This window comes from Amycolatopsis pittospori, assembly GCF_013870525.1.
Lineage (GTDB): Bacteria > Actinomycetota > Actinomycetes > Mycobacteriales > Pseudonocardiaceae > Amycolatopsis > Amycolatopsis pittospori.
This window is the reverse complement of sequence record NZ_JACBXD010000090.1, coordinates 13,957-29,699: the sequence shown is the minus strand read 5'-3', so window position 1 is coordinate 29,699 and position 15,743 is coordinate 13,957. Positions and strand designations below refer to the sequence as shown.

Annotated in this window: 15 protein-coding genes and 1 pseudogene; 9 read left to right on the top strand and 7 right to left on the bottom strand. The window is 66.7% G+C overall.

Annotation, left to right across the window (positions count from 1 at the left end; all coding sequences use genetic code 11):
* The 4 genes from H5J31_RS33380 to H5J31_RS33365 all read right to left on the bottom strand — a co-directional run.
* Nucleotides 1-1,207, bottom strand: a 1,207-nt coding sequence (locus H5J31_RS33380; RefSeq protein ID WP_407925080.1) for a WXG100 family type VII secretion target, incomplete at its 3' end; no start/stop codon positions are given.
* A gap of 10 nt (nucleotides 1,208-1,217) precedes the next feature.
* Nucleotides 1,218-1,547, bottom strand: coding sequence for a WXG100 family type VII secretion target (locus tag H5J31_RS33375; protein ID WP_181776661.1), 330 nt, complete (start codon nucleotides 1,545-1,547; stop codon nucleotides 1,218-1,220).
* Nucleotides 1,547-2,119 carry a YbaB/EbfC family nucleoid-associated protein gene (locus H5J31_RS33370; protein WP_181776660.1) on the bottom strand — a complete coding sequence of 191 codons (573 nt, stop codon included), beginning with the start codon at nucleotides 2,117-2,119 and terminating at the stop codon, nucleotides 1,547-1,549. Before H5J31_RS33370 ends, H5J31_RS33375 begins: the two co-directional genes overlap by 1 nt.
* 105 nt (nucleotides 2,120-2,224) lie before the next feature.
* Nucleotides 2,225-3,532 carry an MFS transporter gene (locus tag H5J31_RS33365; protein ID WP_181776659.1) on the bottom strand — a complete coding sequence of 436 codons (1,308 nt, stop codon included), beginning with the start codon at nucleotides 3,530-3,532 and terminating at the stop codon, nucleotides 2,225-2,227.
* A 208-nt stretch (nucleotides 3,533-3,740) separates the two neighbouring features.
* On the opposite strand from H5J31_RS33365, the gene H5J31_RS33360 reads away from it, so the two are divergent.
* The gene (locus H5J31_RS33360) at nucleotides 3,741-4,322 is read left to right on the top strand and encodes a YqgE/AlgH family protein (RefSeq protein WP_181776658.1); all 582 of its coding nucleotides are present in this window, start codon (nucleotides 3,741-3,743) and stop codon (nucleotides 4,320-4,322) included.
* On the opposite strand, the gene H5J31_RS33355 is transcribed toward H5J31_RS33360, so the two are convergent.
* Nucleotides 4,319-4,750 (bottom strand): SdpI family protein, encoded by a 432-nt coding sequence (locus H5J31_RS33355; RefSeq protein ID WP_181776657.1) that lies wholly within the window; start codon nucleotides 4,748-4,750, stop codon nucleotides 4,319-4,321. The two genes, H5J31_RS33360 and H5J31_RS33355, sit on opposite strands and share 4 nt — an antisense overlap.
* Nucleotides 4,751-4,815: 65 nt before the next feature.
* Between H5J31_RS33355 and H5J31_RS33350 the strand changes: the two genes are divergently transcribed.
* The 3 genes and pseudogenes from H5J31_RS33350 (at nucleotide 4,816) to H5J31_RS33340 (ending at nucleotide 9,832) form a co-directional block, all read left to right on the top strand.
* Nucleotides 4,816-5,967, top strand: coding sequence for an esterase-like activity of phytase family protein (locus tag H5J31_RS33350; protein WP_181776656.1), 1,152 nt, complete (start codon nucleotides 4,816-4,818; stop codon nucleotides 5,965-5,967).
* A gap of 165 nt (nucleotides 5,968-6,132) precedes the next feature.
* Nucleotides 6,133-8,988, top strand: coding sequence for a leucine--tRNA ligase (gene leuS / locus H5J31_RS33345; protein WP_181776655.1), 2,856 nt, complete (start codon nucleotides 6,133-6,135; stop codon nucleotides 8,986-8,988).
* A 107-nt stretch (nucleotides 8,989-9,095) separates the two neighbouring features.
* A pseudogene (locus H5J31_RS33340) lies at nucleotides 9,096-9,832 on the top strand (SDR family oxidoreductase).
* 1 nt (nucleotide 9,833) lies between these two features.
* Here H5J31_RS33340 and H5J31_RS33335 read toward each other — a convergent pair.
* Nucleotides 9,834-10,553, bottom strand: a complete 720-nt coding sequence (locus tag H5J31_RS33335; RefSeq protein WP_181776654.1) for a TetR/AcrR family transcriptional regulator — start codon at nucleotides 10,551-10,553, stop codon at nucleotides 9,834-9,836.
* Between the two features lie 55 nt (nucleotides 10,554-10,608).
* Nucleotides 10,609-10,980 carry a hypothetical protein gene (locus tag H5J31_RS33330; protein WP_181776653.1) on the bottom strand — a complete coding sequence of 124 codons (372 nt, stop codon included), beginning with the start codon at nucleotides 10,978-10,980 and terminating at the stop codon, nucleotides 10,609-10,611.
* Between the two features lie 190 nt (nucleotides 10,981-11,170).
* Here H5J31_RS33330 and H5J31_RS33325 point away from each other — a divergent pair, with 190 nt between their 5' ends.
* Genes H5J31_RS33325 through H5J31_RS33305 form a run of 5 tightly spaced genes read left to right on the top strand, consistent with a single transcriptional unit; the run spans nucleotide 11,171 to nucleotide 15,488 of the window.
* On the top strand, nucleotides 11,171-11,716 hold the full coding sequence (locus tag H5J31_RS33325) for a YbaB/EbfC family nucleoid-associated protein (protein ID WP_181776652.1): 546 nt from the start codon (nucleotides 11,171-11,173) through the stop codon (nucleotides 11,714-11,716).
* Nucleotides 11,717-11,740: 24 nt separating this feature from the next.
* The gene (locus H5J31_RS33320) at nucleotides 11,741-12,079 is read left to right on the top strand and encodes a hypothetical protein (RefSeq protein WP_181776651.1); all 339 of its coding nucleotides are present in this window, start codon (nucleotides 11,741-11,743) and stop codon (nucleotides 12,077-12,079) included.
* Nucleotides 12,072-13,085 (top strand): hypothetical protein, encoded by a 1,014-nt coding sequence (locus tag H5J31_RS33315; RefSeq protein WP_181776650.1) that lies wholly within the window; start codon nucleotides 12,072-12,074, stop codon nucleotides 13,083-13,085. Before H5J31_RS33320 ends, H5J31_RS33315 begins: the two co-directional genes overlap by 8 nt.
* Entirely contained in the window at nucleotides 13,082-14,245 is a 1,164-nt protein-coding gene (locus tag H5J31_RS33310; RefSeq protein WP_181776649.1) for a DUF6346 domain-containing protein, read from the top strand. Before H5J31_RS33315 ends, H5J31_RS33310 begins: the two co-directional genes overlap by 4 nt.
* Before the next feature lies 1 nt (nucleotide 14,246).
* Complete coding sequence (locus H5J31_RS33305) at nucleotides 14,247-15,488, top strand: hypothetical protein (protein ID WP_236005541.1); 1,242 nt, start codon at nucleotides 14,247-14,249, stop codon at nucleotides 15,486-15,488.
* Nucleotides 15,489-15,743: the final 255 nt, after the last annotated feature.

Sequence of the window (15,743 nt, the reverse complement as noted above, 5' to 3'; positions counted from 1 at the left end):
CCGCCGGACGTTCCGGAGCCGGCGCCGAAGACTGGCTGACCCGGTCGGCGTCCGCCGCACGCGGCGAATCGGCAGCGCGGCTCGAAGACGAGTCACCGTCCGAAGTGGACGAATCCGAACGCGAAGACCGTGAAGAGGAATCCGGTGCGGGATCCGAAGGCGGCGTGCGCGAAGGAGTCCCGGAATCGCCGGAATCGATGTCAGGGGTCGTCGGACCGTCGCCCGCCGTCGCGGCACCGGGGGTGTTCGCGGCGCGGATGTCGCCGATCTGGCTCTTCGCCCCGTCGACACCACCGCCGACAGCACCGCCGGACGCGCCCATCAGGACGTCCTTGGCGGAAAGCTTGTCGAGGTCGCCGGTGACGGCGGCCTGTCCGACGGTGCTCGCGACGCCTTCGGCCGCGCCTCGCACAGCTCCGCGCGCGGCGCTGTCGAGGATCTGGCCGCCCACGCTGTCGGAAAGTCCCTTGGTGGCGCCCTTGCCGATGCTGCTGCTGCCCGCGCCGACGACCCCGTCGACGGCGCCACTGATCGCGGAGTCCTTGGTCTTGCTGAAGTCCCAGCTGTCGCGGTCGCCCTTGGCCATCTGCAGGCCCTGGATGCCCGCGTCCATGGCGAGGTTCATCGCCGTGTTCTGCAGGACCTCCTTGCCGATCTTCTTCAGACCCTCCTTGAGAAGCTTCTCGAGGAGTTCCTTCGCGACCTTCTTGAAGCCTTCCTGCGCGAGCTTCTGCATCAGCTGACGGAAGATCATCTGGACGGTCATGCGGGTGGCGATCTGCGCCGGCGCGATACCGGCCGTCGATCCACCGAAGGTCACCGCGGCCGCCGCGAGCATCGCGACGATCTGCGCGGCCAGGATCACCAGCGAGATGATGATCATGTACTTCGTGTACTCGACGTCCAGCGCGGTCGCGTTGCACGAGTCGCCGAGCGCCTTCGAAGAATCGGCCAGGGATTTGAAGTACGCCTCGTCGCCCTCGACGAACTTCTTCCACGCCTCCGCGAACTTCTCCGCGCCCTCACCGGTCCAGCCGCCGAGGACCTCGGTGGCGCCCTTGGTCGCGGTGTCGGCGATCGGCTGGACGGCCTTCGACGCGTTGTGCCAGGCGTCGCGCAGTTCGCGGAGCTTGTCCTCGTCGCCTTCGGGCCAGCTTTCGCCGACGACGATCGGCAAGAGCCACTTGACCGCGTCGGGCATCTCCATACCCACGGCGCTAGCCCTTCTTGTCCAGCGTCGTCTTGATCTCTTCCTCGGTGTTCTTGAACGCGGTCATCGACCGTTCGACGTTGTGCTGCATCCCCCGCAGCGCTTCGACGATGTTCGCGAACCCCTCGGACGAGCCCTGCGCGCCCGGCTCGTAGTCCTTCGCGAACTCCTTGCCGGCGTCGTCGTTCCCCCAGCACTGGCCGAGCGAGTTGATCGCGGCCATCAGTTCCTTGCCGGCGTCGTCGAGCTGATCCGCGGCCAGCCCCAGCTTGGCCGCGGCCGTGAGGACCCCGTCCGGATCCGCGGTGAATCCGCCACCGCCACCACCGGCCGCCATCAGACGCCCCTGGTCAGCCAGCTCGAAGGAGGCTCTTCCTCATCGTCGTCCTGACGCACGCGTTTCGGGATCGGTTTCGGCGTCGGCGGCGCGGCGGGAGGGGCAGGCGGCGCGGGCGGAGGCGGCGGGGCCGCGTCGTTGCGCAGCAAAGGATCTTCGAAATCGGCGTCGGACTTCGTCGGCGCGGGCTGCTCCTCCTCTTCGGCGAGGAAGTCCGGGATCGACGGCATCAGTCCCTGGAGCGACGGCGCGCCCTCGATGAGGTCCGAGAGGTCCGGCAGTCCTTCGGTGATCGGCGCCATCAGATCGGCGACCTGCTGCTTGACCTGCAGCGATCCTTGGCGCACCAGGGTCAGCACGGTGTTGGCCAGCTGCGCGGGATTGGTCCGCTCGAAGGCGTTCGGCTGGATCTCCAGCTTGCTCAGCGTTCCGGTGGCGTCGATGGTGGCGCGGACGAGGCCGTCCTGCGAGACCACCGTCGCGGACAGCTGCGACGCGGCGTCCTGCGCGTCCCGCAGCTGGGCGGTCTGCCGCTCGAACTGTTCGAGAAGCGTGTCGACCTGGTCCTTCATGGCGGCATTGCGCGCTTCGAGGCGCGCGCTGTCGTCGCCGGCCGTAGTCACTGAGCCCCCGGAAGTACTTGATCCCGGGCATACGTCACCCGGTGTCGGTAAGCGTCACCCTAATGCCAAGGGAGGAACAGCATCGCCTGTTCTCCGTTTTCGTACCGCGAGAACGTATCCGGCGGCTCCGGCCAGGTAGAGCACGGTGGCGGCGATCAGCAGACCCGGCGAGCGGCCGTCGTCCGGGATCACCGTCGCGGCCAGGGAAACCGCGGCCACCTGGGTGATGTTGAAAAGCGTGTCGTAGAGGGCGAAGACCCGTCCGCGGGCTTCGTCCGCGACGTCGATCTGGACCGACGAATCGACACAGAGCTTCAGCACCTGTCCGGCGCCGGTCACCAGGAACGCCGCGAACAACGCCGTCGGGACGACCATCGGCAGCCCGAGCGCGGATTGCGCGACGGCCGCCAGCACCAGCGCGCCCACCACGACGCGGACCCTGCCGAACAGCCGGATCAGCCGCGCGGTCAGCAGTCCGGCGACCAGGATCCCCGCCCCGGCGAAGCCCGCCATCTCCCCGAGCCCCGCCATTCCGGCGCGGAAGACGCCGGCGTCGGTGAAGTGGTTGCGCATCAGCAGGACCGTCACCAGCAGCGAGATCCCGAACGACGCGCGATGCGCGAACAGCGCGATGAATCCGGCCGTGACGCTGGGCGTGCGCCAAGCCGCCTTCGCGCCGTCGGAGAGGCCTCGGGCGACCGCGAGTGCCGGGTTGGCCGGTTCGTCGACGGTCGACGGCCCGAGCAGTCCACGCGCGAATCCCGAGGCGAGGACCGCGGCGCCGATCCCGCCCAGCGCGGCGACGGCCGTGACCCACGCCGATCCGGCGTCGTCGGCGCCGGTCAGGGCGCGCAGGCCGATCGCGCAGCCTGCGCCGACCACCGCGAGCACCGAACCCCACGTCGCGGCGAAGGCGTTCGCGGCGAGCACGGACTTCTCTTCGACGACGTGCGGCAGCGACGCGGACAGTCCCGAGCCGATGAACCGGGAGATCCCCTCGGAGGCCAGTGCCAGCGAGAACAGTCCGAAACCGGCCGCTCCGATGCCGACGGCGACGGCCGTCGCGAGGATCGTGAACGACCTCAGGAGGTTCGCGAAGATCAGCACCTTCCGGCGATCCCAGCGATCGAGCAGCGCACCCGCGAACGGCCCGACGACCGAGTACGGCAGCAACAACACCGCGAACCCGCCAGCCATGGCGAGCGCGTCGGCGGCTCGTTCGGGGTTGAAGATCACCGCGCCGGTCAGTCCGGCCTGGTACATCCCGTTGCCCCAGTGCGCGGAGAACCGCGTGAACAGCAGGCGGCGGAAGTCGCGATCGCGGACGAACGCCCTGGTGGGCGCCGGGGCGCTGGTGGTCACGGCGAAAGCCTAAAGATAGGGGTCGGTGCGCTTTAGGGTCGCCTCTCGGCGGCTATGCGCAGTGTGGCTCCAGCCGGACGGTATTCCACAAAGGCGGTTCTTCAGTGAGCCCGGGGGACACGGAAAGCGCACCGACCTCTGTGTCCAACGGTGCTCGTGATGCTGTTGTTCCCTGGCCGGACGTTTTGTCCGCGCTCGAAGTGGGATCATGGCGGACGTGCCAGCGGACGCCGAGGTAGAACCGGGAACGCTCCTGGTCGCCGCCCCCACGATGTTCGACCCCAATTTCCGGCGGACCGTCGTGTTCGTCATCGATCACCGGGACGAGGGAACGCTCGGCGTCGTGCTCAACCGGCCGAGTGACGTTCCGGTCTACGACGTGCTCCCCAGCTGGGGCGGGCACGTCGCCGAACCGCAGTCCGTGTTCGTCGGCGGGCCGGTGGAGAAGAAGACCGCCCTGTGCCTGGCCGCGTTGCGGACCGGCGAGACGGCGTCGAGCGTGCCCGGCGTGATCGCCGTCCGCGGCCCGGTCGCCTTGGTCGACCTCGACACCGATCCCGAGATCCTGGTCCCGAAGGTCCGCGGCGTGCGGGTCTTCGCCGGGTACGCGGGCTGGGATTCCGGGCAGCTCGCGAGCGAGATCGAACGCGACGACTGGGTCATCGTCCCGGCGCTGCCCAGCGACGTCCTCGCCTCGCCGCACCACGATCTGTGGGGCCAGGTCCTGCGCCGTCAGGGCATCCCGCTGGCGCTGCTGGCCACCCACCCGGGCGACCTCCAGCGCAATTAGGCGGTGGCGGTGTCGGCCTTCTTGAAGACACCGCAGGTCCCGCAGGCGCAGCCACTGCAGCCCGCGGGTGCTTCCGGCGCGGCGGGTTCGGGGGCGGGCACCGTCGCGGCGGCGCGGTTGCCGAGCACTCCTCCGGCCGCGACCAGCGCGATCATCCCGATCACGCCCACGAGCGAGCCGAGCAGCAGCCCGAACGTCGTCGGCATGACGAGCGCGGCGATCCCCGCTAGTACGGCGATCACGCCACCTGCCAGCGTCGGGAGGCCCGCGACCTTGTTGCCGAGGCGGAAGGCGTCCTCGCTGCGCATCGTGGCGGCGGTGCGCACGCCGGCGCCGCGGTCACGCGGCAGCTTCTCACGCAGACCGAGGAAGCCACCCCAGCCGACGAGGACACCCAGCACGATCGGAACCAGCGCTATGACGAACACTCCACGAGGATAAGCGTGACGTTCCGGCAACCTGCCGGATACCCTGATCGACTGTGCTACAGGCCATGTCACGCCGCGTCCTCGCCACGGCCCTGATCGGGGCCGTCCCCCTCACCCTGATGGCGGCCCCGGCCGCTCAAGCCGAGCACCGTCCGTTGCGGTTGATCGGTGAACAGCTCGTCCCGAACTTCCTGCCCTACGAGGGCACGATCGTCGGCGGCCTGTCCAGTATCGACTTCGATCCCCGCACCGGCGAATACGCGCTGATCTGCGACGACAGGTCCGCCATCAACCCGGCCCGGTACTACACGGCGAAGTTCTCCCTCGACGCCAACGGGCTCGGCCCGGTCACCTTCACCGGGACCAAGCCGCTCCTGCGCCCCGACGGCACGACGTACCCGCCGCTGGCCAAGAACGACCCCGCGCAGCCGCCGAACATGCAGACGATCGACCCCGAAGAACTCCGCGTCGACCCGTGGACCGGCCATTACCTCTGGTCGCAGGAGGGCGAGCGGTCCGCCGCCGCGCTGATCGACCCGTCGATCCGCGAGGCGAAACGCGACGGCTCGTACGTGCGCGACCTGCCGATCCCCGCCAACGAGAAGATGACGGCGACGGCCGGTCCGCGGCAGAACCTCGCCCTCGAAGGCATCACCTTCGCCGGTTTCGGCTCGCTCGTCGCCAGTTCGGTCGAGGGACCGCTGCTGCAGGACGGTCCGGAGCCGACCACGACCACGGGTGGTCTTTCGCGCATCACCCTGCAGTCGCGGTTCGGGCCGGTGCTCGCGCAGTACGCGTATCCGCAGGACAAGGTCTTCGCGTCGCCGAACCCGCCCGGAGCCTTCGCGACCACCGGCGTCTCGTCGCTGCTGGCCGTCGACCAGGCCGACCCGACGCGCTACCTCGTCATGGAGCGCGCGTTCGTCACCGGTGTCGGCAACAAGATCCGTATCTACGAAATCGACACCAAGAGCGCCACGAACATCGCAAAAACGCCTTCGCTGTCCGACGCGAAGAACGTCAAACCGGTCAAGAAGCGCCTGCTCGCGGACCTCGCGGATTTCACGTTGTCCACTGTGGACAACGTGGAGGGGATGACCTGGGGGCCGCGACTGCCCAACGGCGAACGCAGTCTGGTGCTCGTCAGCGACAACAACTTCTCCGCCACACAGGTGACCCAGTTCATCGCACTGGCGGTCCCCTCGGAACGGCTTTGACCAGCGGGTTAAACTGGGCTCATGAACACGGCTCGGCTGCTCCTTAGCCTGCCGCGCTGACCTCGGCCGATCGGCCGGGACCAGCGCGGCGACCCCTCATGCCCTCCGGGCTGAGGGGTCGAGTTGTTTCTGGAGTGGCTTGACGTGGATGAGCACGGAGGATCGATGAACCAGGCGAGCGAAGCGCCCAGCGGCGCCGACGCGGCCCCTCAGCACCGCTACACCGCGGAGCTGGCGGGCCAGATCGAGCAGCGCTGGCAGGACTACTGGTCCGACCACGGCACCTACCACGCGCCGAACCCGGTCGGCCCGCTCGCGGACGAGAGCGGTGAGGTCCCGTCGGACAAGCTGTTCGTCCAGGACATGTTCCCGTACCCGTCGGGCGCGGGCCTGCACGTCGGGCACCCGCTGGGCTTCATCGCGACCGACGTCTTCGCGCGGTACCACCGGATGATCGGCCGGAACGTGCTGCACACGATGGGCTTCGACGCCTTCGGCCTGCCGGCCGAGCAGTACGCGGTCCAGACCGGGCAGCACCCGCGCAAGACCACCGAAGAGAACATGCAGACCTATCTGCGCCAGATCCGGCGCCTGGGCCTGGGGCACGACGAGCGTCGCCGCATCTCCACGATCGACCCGGACTACTACAAGTGGACCCAGTGGATCTTCCTGCAGATCTTCAACTCCTGGTACGACGAGAAGGCCGGTAAGGCCCGTCCGATCGTCGAGCTGGAAACCGAATACGCGCAGGACAAGCGGAGCACTCCCGACGGTCGCAACTGGTGCGAGCTGACCCGCGCCGAGCAGCTGGAGATCATCGACTCGCATCGGCTGGTGTACATCTCCGAGGCGCCGGTGAACTGGTGCCCCGGGCTGGGCACGGTCCTGTCGAACGAAGAGGTCACCTCCGAAGGCCGCAGCGAACGCGGCAACTTCCCGGTCTTCCGGCGCAATCTGCGTCAGTGGATGATGCGGATCACCGCCTACGCCGACCGCCTGGTCGACGACCTGGACCTGCTGGACTGGCCGGAAAAGGTCAAGTCCATGCAGCGCAACTGGATCGGCCGCTCGCACGGCGCGCGTGTGTCGTTCGAGGCCGGCGAGCAGAAGATCGAGGTCTTCACCACCCGCCCGGACACCCTGTTCGGTGCCACGTACCTGGTGGTCGCGCCCGAGCACCCGCTGGTCGACGAGCTGACCGCCGCCACCTGGCCGGAAGGCGTCGACGCCCGCTGGACCGGTGAGGCCGCCGACCCGGCCGAAGCCATCACCGCCTACCGTGCGGCCGCCGCTCGCAAGTCCGAATTGGACCGTCAGGAGAACAAGGAGAAGACCGGCGTCTTCACCGGCTCCTACGCGGTCAATCCGGCCGACGGCAAGGAAATCCCGATCTTCGTCGCCGACTACGTCCTGATGGGCTACGGCACCGGCGCGATCATGGCCGTCCCCGGCCAGGACACCCGTGACTGGGAATTCGCCGAGAAGTTCGGCCTGGAGATCATCCGCACGGTCCAGCCGTCGGACGGCTTCGACGGCAAGGCGTTCACCGGTGACGGGCCCGCGATCAATTCCGGCTTCCTGGACGGAATGGGTGTCGGCGAAGCCAAGAAGACGATGATCGGCTGGCTGGAGGAGAACGGCCACGGCCGCGGCACCGTCCAGTACAAGCTGCGTGACTGGCTGTTCTCGCGCCAGCGCTACTGGGGCGAGCCGTTCCCGGTCGTCTACGACGAGGACGGCCAGGTCCACGCGCTGCCGGACAGCATGCTGCCGGTCGAACTGCCCGAGGTCGCCGACTATTCGCCGGTGACCTTCGAGCCGGAGGACAAGGACAGCACGCCGTCCTCGCCGCTGGCGCGCGCCACCGACTGGGTCGAGGTCGAACTGGACCTGGGCAACGGCAAGAAGACCTACCGCCGCGACATCAACACCATGCCGAACTGGGCGGGTTCCTGCTGGTACCAGCTGCGGTACCTGGACCCCACCAACCCGGACGTGTTCGTCGCGCCGGAGAACGAGGCCTACTGGGTCGGCCCGCGTCCCGCCGAGCACGGCGTCGACGACCCCGGCGGCACGGACCTGTACGTCGGCGGTGTCGAGCACGCGGTGCTGCACCTGCTGTACTCGCGGTTCTGGCACAAGGTGCTGTTCGATCTGGGCCATGTGTCGTCCGGGGAGCCGTACCGGAAGCTGTTCAACCAGGGCTACGTCCAGGCGTACGCCTACACTGACGCCCGCGGTGTCTACGTCCAGGCCGACCAGGTCGAGGAGCGGGACGGCAAGTTCTTCTTCGGTGACGAAGAGGTCAAGCAGGAATACGGCAAGATGGGCAAGAGCCTGAAGAATGTCGTGACGCCTGACCAGATGTCCACCGATTACGGCGCCGACACCTTCCGCTTCTACGAGATGTCGATGGGCCCGCTGGACGTCTCACGGCCTTGGGCGACCAAGGACGTCGTCGGCGCGCAGCGGTTCCTGCAGCGGCTGTGGCGTCTGGTCGTCGACGAGGAGTCCGGCGAGCTGCGTGTGTCCACAGTGGACGCCACGGATGACGATCGGAAGCAGCTGCACAAGACGATCGCCGGCGTCCGCGAGGACTACGCGGAGATGCGGTTCAACACGGCCGGCGCGAAGCTGATCGAGCTGAACAACTACGTCACCAAGACCTACGGCGGCACGGAAGCGACTCCGCGCGAGCTGGTGGAGCCGCTGGTGCTGATGCTGGCGCCGCTGGCCCCGCACCTGGCCGAGGAACTGTGGAAGCGCTTGGGCCACGCGGATTCCCTGGTGCACGGGCCGTTCCCGGTCGTCGACGAGAAGTACCTGGTCGAGGACACCGTGGAGTACCCGATCCAGGTCAACGGTAAGGTGCGTTCGCGCGTCACCGTGCCCGCCGACGCCGGCAAGGACGCCGTGCAGGCGGCCGCGCTGGCCGACGAGAAGGTCGCCGCCCTGGTCGGCGACGGCACGCCGCGCAAGGTGATCGTCGTTCCGGGGCGATTGGTCAACATCGTCCTGTAGGCACCGAGGCTGCTGTGACGCCTGGACCGATTTGCGCCAGCGTCGAGGGTCATGAGGCGTTTCGATGGAGTTGTTCAAGGACAACGAAATCGAATGGAGAACACCGCATGACCCTCGACGGCAAGGTGGCATTGGTGACCGGTGGCAGCCGAGGGATCGGTGCCGCCACGGCGATCCGGCTCGCTGAAGACGGCGCCGACGTCGCGCTCACCTATCAGAACAACGCCGAACTCGCGGCCGGCGTCGTGGACAGGATCAAGGCGCTCGGCCGCCGCGCGCTGGCCGTCCAGGCCGACAGTGCCGACGCCGTGGCTGTGGCGGCCGCGGTCGAGACGACGGTCGCCGAATTCGGCAGGCTCGACGTGCTGGTCAACAACGCGGGTGTCGGTTTCGTCGGCCCGCTCGACCAGACGAGCGTGGAAGACATCGACCGCGTGCTCGCGGTCAACGTCCGCGGCGTCTACGTGGCCACCAGGCCGCGGCCAGGCACCTCGGCGACGGTGGGCGCGTGATCACCATCGGCAGCTGCGTTTCGGACCGCGTTCCCGGACCCGGGATGTCGTTGTACGCGGTGAGCAAGACCGCGTTGCTGGGCCTGACCAAGGGCCTGGCCAGGGAACTGGGGCCGCGCGGCATCACCGTGAACATCGTCCACCCCGGCCCGACCGACACCGACATGAACCCGGCCGACGGCCCGTACGCCGCCGACCAGCGGAGCCTGACGGTGTTCGACCGCTACGGCTCGCCGTCGGAGGTCGCCGCCACGGTGTCGTTCCTGGCGCGGCCGGAAAGCAAATACGTGACCGCGTCGACCGTTTCGGTCGACGGCGGGCACGCGGCGTAGTTCAGTCGGCGGTCAGGCCGATCTCACGGGCGAGGTCGGCGAGCATTGCGTCGAAGAGGACGTCCGGTTTCGAGAACGGGATCGGATAATTGCCGAAGACCTCGAGCGTGACGTGCCCGTAGAGCCGGGCCCAGAACTGGATCATCAGGTACGTCACGCCGAGGTCGAGCTTCTCCAACGGGAACGTCGCACCGGATTCCTTGAGCACCGCGAGGAGCTCGGCCTGGAACGAGGTGAGGTCGTCGCGCAGCTCGACCGGCACCACGTCGTTCGACGGCGTCACCAGGTCGTGCATCGCGAGCACCCGCCCCGCCGCGGCGAGGAAGATCCGCCCGAACGGCTCGTCCAGCCTGCTCGACGTGCCGTCCCCCGACGGTGACGCGAACACCAGCGTGAACTCCTTGGTGTGCGCCAGCGCCCAGCGCCGGAACCCCTTGCAGATGGCGAAAAGCTGAAGGGCGCCTTCGTCCGGCAGCTGCGCGATGTCCTCGGCGAGATCGGCCGCGAGATCCGCGACGACGTCCGACCGCAGGTGTTCGACCAGATCGTCACGGGACCCGTAATAGCGGTACAACGCCGGTGCCGTGATGCCGAGCTCGCGCGCGATCGCCCGCAGCGTCACGGCCTCCGGGCCCTGCTCGACCAGGAGCGCCCTCGCCGTCCGGCGGATGTCCTGATCGGTCGCAGCACGCTCGCGACCCCTGCGGCCGGTGTTGCTCATCCGAGCATTCTAGGTGGTCAGTGCGACACTCCTCGAAGAAACGCGGGTTCTCCGATCAACTCAAAAGGCGGGCTTGGAGCCGGGTGAGCGGCCGGAGCGCGAGGAAGATCGGAACGGCCATCCCGAGCGCGACGAAGAAGTGCACGATCCACGCCCCCACCAGCGTCGGCCCGCCCCACGTGCCCTCCGGGTCGCTGCCCGACCAGAAGAGCCCATAGGTCGCGATACGCCCGACGAGGTACAAGAGCAGCAACGCCAGAAGGAACGCCACCGCACTCGGACCGAAGGCCGCCACGAACCGCGGCCGCGACTCGCCCGCCTGCCCGAGCCAACGCCGCGCGAGCCCACGCTGAGCCTTCGCGCCGCCCAGATACCCGGGAAGTACGAGAAGCGCGTAGACCGCGCGTTTCCAGTCCGAAATCGTCATGAGCGGTACGTTATGAGCTCCTGACCTGCGCGAACACCGGGCTGGCCGCCGAACCGGGTAGGGAAAACCAGGGGTCCCTGTGGTGATCCACACGACCGGGGTGCGGATGCGCGCGAAACGTTCCCCGATGTCAGACGCGTATGCCACACTCGGTCGCCGTACGGCTACGACGTGAACAGGGGAGGTTCGCGTGTCGAACCCTGAGCAGCTCTTCGCTGATTTCGAGGCCAAGCTGGCCGACGCCCAGCGGAAAGCGAATCAGATGCGGACCGAGATCGAAGGCGTCTCCGTGTCCGAACGCAGCAAGGACGGCCAGATCTCGGTCAAGGTCAACCACGCCGGGAACCTGGTGGGCCTGGAGATCGGCCCGTCGGTGCGGGACAACCCGGCGCTCGCGCAGGAGATCCTCCGCGTCGTCCAGAGCGCCCAAAGCAAACTCGCCGGCGCGATGCAGGCAGGCGTCCCGTCCATCGCCGGCACCGAAACCATGAACGAGCTGGTCAACCAGCTGCACAACGAGTACCCGGAGCCCGAGCCGACCGGCTACGTCGAAGGCGGCCACCAGGAAGCGGACGAGGACGACCGCTTCGTCGCCGAAGACGAGCTCGACGCGCCACCGCCTCGACCCACTCCACCCGTTCCTCCGGCACCTCCCTCTGCGCCGCCGCGTGCCGCGCGCAGGCAGCAGACGGACCACGAGGACGACTACTTCACCGGCGGCGACTTCCTGCGCTGAGCAGGTACTTGAGGGAGGGGAACCATGGGGCAGCCACAAGGGGGCCAGGGCTTCAACGTAAACCCTGACCAGATCGACGAACACGCCAAGCAGGTGGAAGAGACTCATGACCATTTGCGAGTCGCGCTCGACGCGGACAAAGATCGTGTGGACATGTTGGCCTTCGGGCTGATTGGAAATATGTGCGGGATGCCGTTGATCTGCAACAACCTCTCGGAGAACGTGCGAGAGGCCCTGCAGTCCGCGATCTCGGCAGGTGAGCATCATGTCGCCGCGGTGCGGAAGTGGGCAGAGGTGCGTCGGATGACCGAGCAGGACGCGATAGACCTTCTGAAGCGGGCCGAGCAGGTGGAACGTGGCTGAGAACGAGGTCCTCGAAAGCGCCAAGGGCGAAACGGACTCAGAGAAGTACGCGGTGGACAGCGCCCTGGAAGGCGCGGGTGCCATCCAAGATGTCGCCGGTGGCGTCGAGAAGCTCTGGAAGGGCGACTGGACAGAAGGCATCCTCAGCCTCGCGGGAGCCGTACCGGACATCGTCGAGGTCATCAAGAACCCTCTGGAAACCCTGATGAGCTGGGGTTTCGGGTGGATCATCGAGCACGTTGACTTCTTGAAGGAACCGCTCGACTGGGTTTCCGGTGACCAAGACGCTCTTGACCTCGAGGTGCAGAAATGGCTGAAGATCGGCGAGTACGTCAAGACGACGGCCGAGAAGCTGACCGATGAGGTCCAAAAGAACTGTATGGCCTGGTCGGGCGCCGCGGCTGACGCGTATCGCGCCTACGTTCAAAAGCAGCTCAATGGGTACCGGGAGATAGTGCGGCTCGCCGAACTCGCCGGGAACGTCATCAATATCTGTAAAACCGTGCTCTCGGTGGTGCGAACGATCATCCGCGACTTGATCACCGATGCCCTGGCGAAGATCGTCATGATCATCGCCAGGTACCCGCCGCCGGCCTATCCGGCCGCCTTGGCGGCCGAGGGTGTTCCCTTCGCGATCGAAAAAAGCACCGAGGCCATGACGTGGGCCGAGAAACTGATGCGCGTCCTCATGCGCGCGAAGTCCATGTTGATGGACTTCTACAAGAACGTCGGCGATCTCATCAAGAAGGGCGACGTGTTCGAGGGCGCCGGAATGGGAGCGTTTTGGGAGGTCGTGAAGGAAGCCGGGAAGACTGCCTTCCGGGAGGTGGTCAAGAGCGCGTCTGAAGACAAGGCGCGTGACAGGCGAGAGACGACCATCAACGCACCCGGGGACTCCAAGCCACCAGGCCAAGCAGACGGCTCTGTCGGCGTCAGGCGGCCGGGCGAACAGCAGCCGATCTTTGAGCAGTCGGGGACACAACGGATATCCGGGTCCATTCAGTGAACAAAGTCGTCTTGGCGACAGGTTACGAAGCTGTCCCTACGGTCAAACGCAAATCCCTGTGGAAGGTCGCGGGTGCCACAGGCGTCTTTGCGCTCTATGCCCTGATCTCCTGGACTCTGATCGGACGCGGGATCGTGGCCGATGGTGAGGAGGGGACCAGCAAATTCGTCGACATGGCCACGGCGAAGACCTGCGACGAGATAGGGCCGCTGAGCTTCGCCGGGATCGGCTACTACTGGGTCTGCGAAATCGAGGTTCGCCCCTATTCATCCGGCTCCAAGCAGGAAGTCGCGATGGCCCGTTCCTTCCCCGGAGAGCTGTCACCGGCCGACATCGGCAAGCCAGTCCGGGTCAAGGAGTTCGGTAGGTACTACGCACGGGACTTCAAGAGCGACGTTCCGTGGTGGAGCATCGCTCCTGCCGTCGGCGGCCTCGTGGGGCTGGGTCTGTTCGCCTACCGCAGGCAGGTCAAGCGCTTCCGTGAACCTCCCTCCGGCCGACCTGTGGTGACCGCGCTTTCCCTTTCGCCGGTTCGAACGACGGGTAGTGCCGTGGCTCCTGTCGGCCTTCCGGCGACGGCATCGAGAACGGTCACGCCACATGAATGGTCGTCCGCCAAGTTCTGGCGCATCTGTGGGCTGATCCTCGCTGTAGGCGCTGTCTTCGGAATAGTGGGTTTCACCGCGGAAAGAGGGACGGAGCTTCGCGAAGCGACCCTGACTCTCGCGGCGATAGGACTCCTCTCGCCCGGATGGCTCTGGTTCTGCACCCCCGCCCGGTTGGGAAGGTCGACCTGGCGTACCACTTTCACGGTGTCGGCCGAGGGCATTCGCTGGTTTCGCCGGGACAAGGCGACCTTCGAGGTGCGGTGGGAAGACATTCGTGAGCTTCGGCTGACCACCATCACCGATGGAAAGCGCACCTTGCGGTTGATCGACTTCTTCCCCGCTGACGACGAGTTCCCGAAACGTCGTCGAGAGCTGAGCGGACTGTGGGAGATCGGGGCGACGCTCGATGGTCGCTCGCTTCCACCGGTCGGCAACGGCTACCGGCTGCCTGAGGCGTTCAGCGATGCCGCGTTTGCACAGGTCCGCCGAGCGATGGTCTTGATCCGGCCCGACAAGCTCAGTGAGTACAGGGGAATCGTGCAGGGTGGCTGACTTGGTCAAGCCGATCTGGCCCGTTCTTCGAGAACATGCTGAAGTCTCGTTCGGCACTGAAGGGGAACGTCATCGACTCGATGGGAACTCGAAGACAGTGGACGATCGATTGGTGATCTCGCGAACGCCGTCGGTCTTCGGTCACCTGGTGCTGGTCGTTCTCTTCGGCACCTTGACCATGGTCATGGCTTTCGCCGTGCTCGGCGACTACCAGTTGGCAGTGCGCATCGTAGGCGGAGTTCTCTGCGCGGTGTTCATCTACTGCGGCACCATCGAGTTCCGGAACTACCGCAACCCTCCACCGGCCGACGAGCTGATCTTCGACGCGGAGGGGATCACTCGTATCAAGAGTGGCGTGGTGGCTTGGATCGCTCGGTGGGACGACATCGAGAAAGTCTTCCTGAGCCTCAAGTTCCGTGAGTACACCTCTCACAACCCCGGCTCCGATCAGTTCACCCTGATCATTCGTCCGGGAGCGAATTTCGATGCTCAAGCCGCAGGCCTCGCCCGAGAACCCGATGGAGACCTCCAGGTCTCGGATGTCGACCTCCGGCCCCGTGACGCCGAGTCCCTATTGCCACTTCTGGTCAAGTACGTCGACGTCGCGATCGAGGACGACAACACCGCCGTGCCGGTGGTTCCTGCTGAACCGGTGGGGACCGTCGCTCGCGAAGAGGATCTCGAAGTCGTGGAAGGCGTGGTGAAGATCCACGTGAACGGCTGGGATAAGCGCAAGATGTGGGTCTTCCGGTTCGGGTCCCTGATGATCGAGGTCTGTGCGTTGGTGGTCGCCGCAGCGAGTACTGGCACTGCTGTGCAAGTTTGCGCATTTGTCGTGCTCTTCGCCCTCTTCGCGGTGACCATGGTGGTCGAAGGGCTGGAAGGCGCTACGCACGAAAAGAAGCGAAAGGTCGTGCTCGAGCTCGGGACCCGCGGTTTCTACCTACGGACTTACGGCACTTTTGTAGGCGTGTGGTGGCACGAGATCGACGCCGTCCGGTGGGGCGTGGACCACGGCTCCACCTATTTGGACTTCCTGCCCGGCTCGGACATGTTCGCGATCCGGCACCCGCGTCTGGCCGAGCTGACCAGGAGCAACCCGTACGACGCCGAGTCCGGAAACCTCACCGGCGGTTGGTACCGGTTGGCGAGGCCGTTCTCGGTGAACGCGCGACGCGAGTTCGAGAGCAGTATGCGGAAATCCGAACGTGTGGAGTTCCGGGAGACGGCCGGAGTGAGCTGACGGCCCCCGCTTCGAGACTGCGAAGCGGGGCGCCGCCGACGCCGATCACTCGGGGGGCTACGTGATCGACGCCGGCGACCCGATGCCCTGCTCCCGGCTTTCACCGGGATCGGGGCAACGTCACCGCGTGAACGCGGCAACGCACCTGAGAGCGGGCGTGATCGCCGAAGTGACGCCCGGGGGAAGGTTATCCCCCGAAAGAGTGACGGCGTTCCGCTGCTCGCCTGATTGTCGCACTACGCGCCGAGAAAGTTA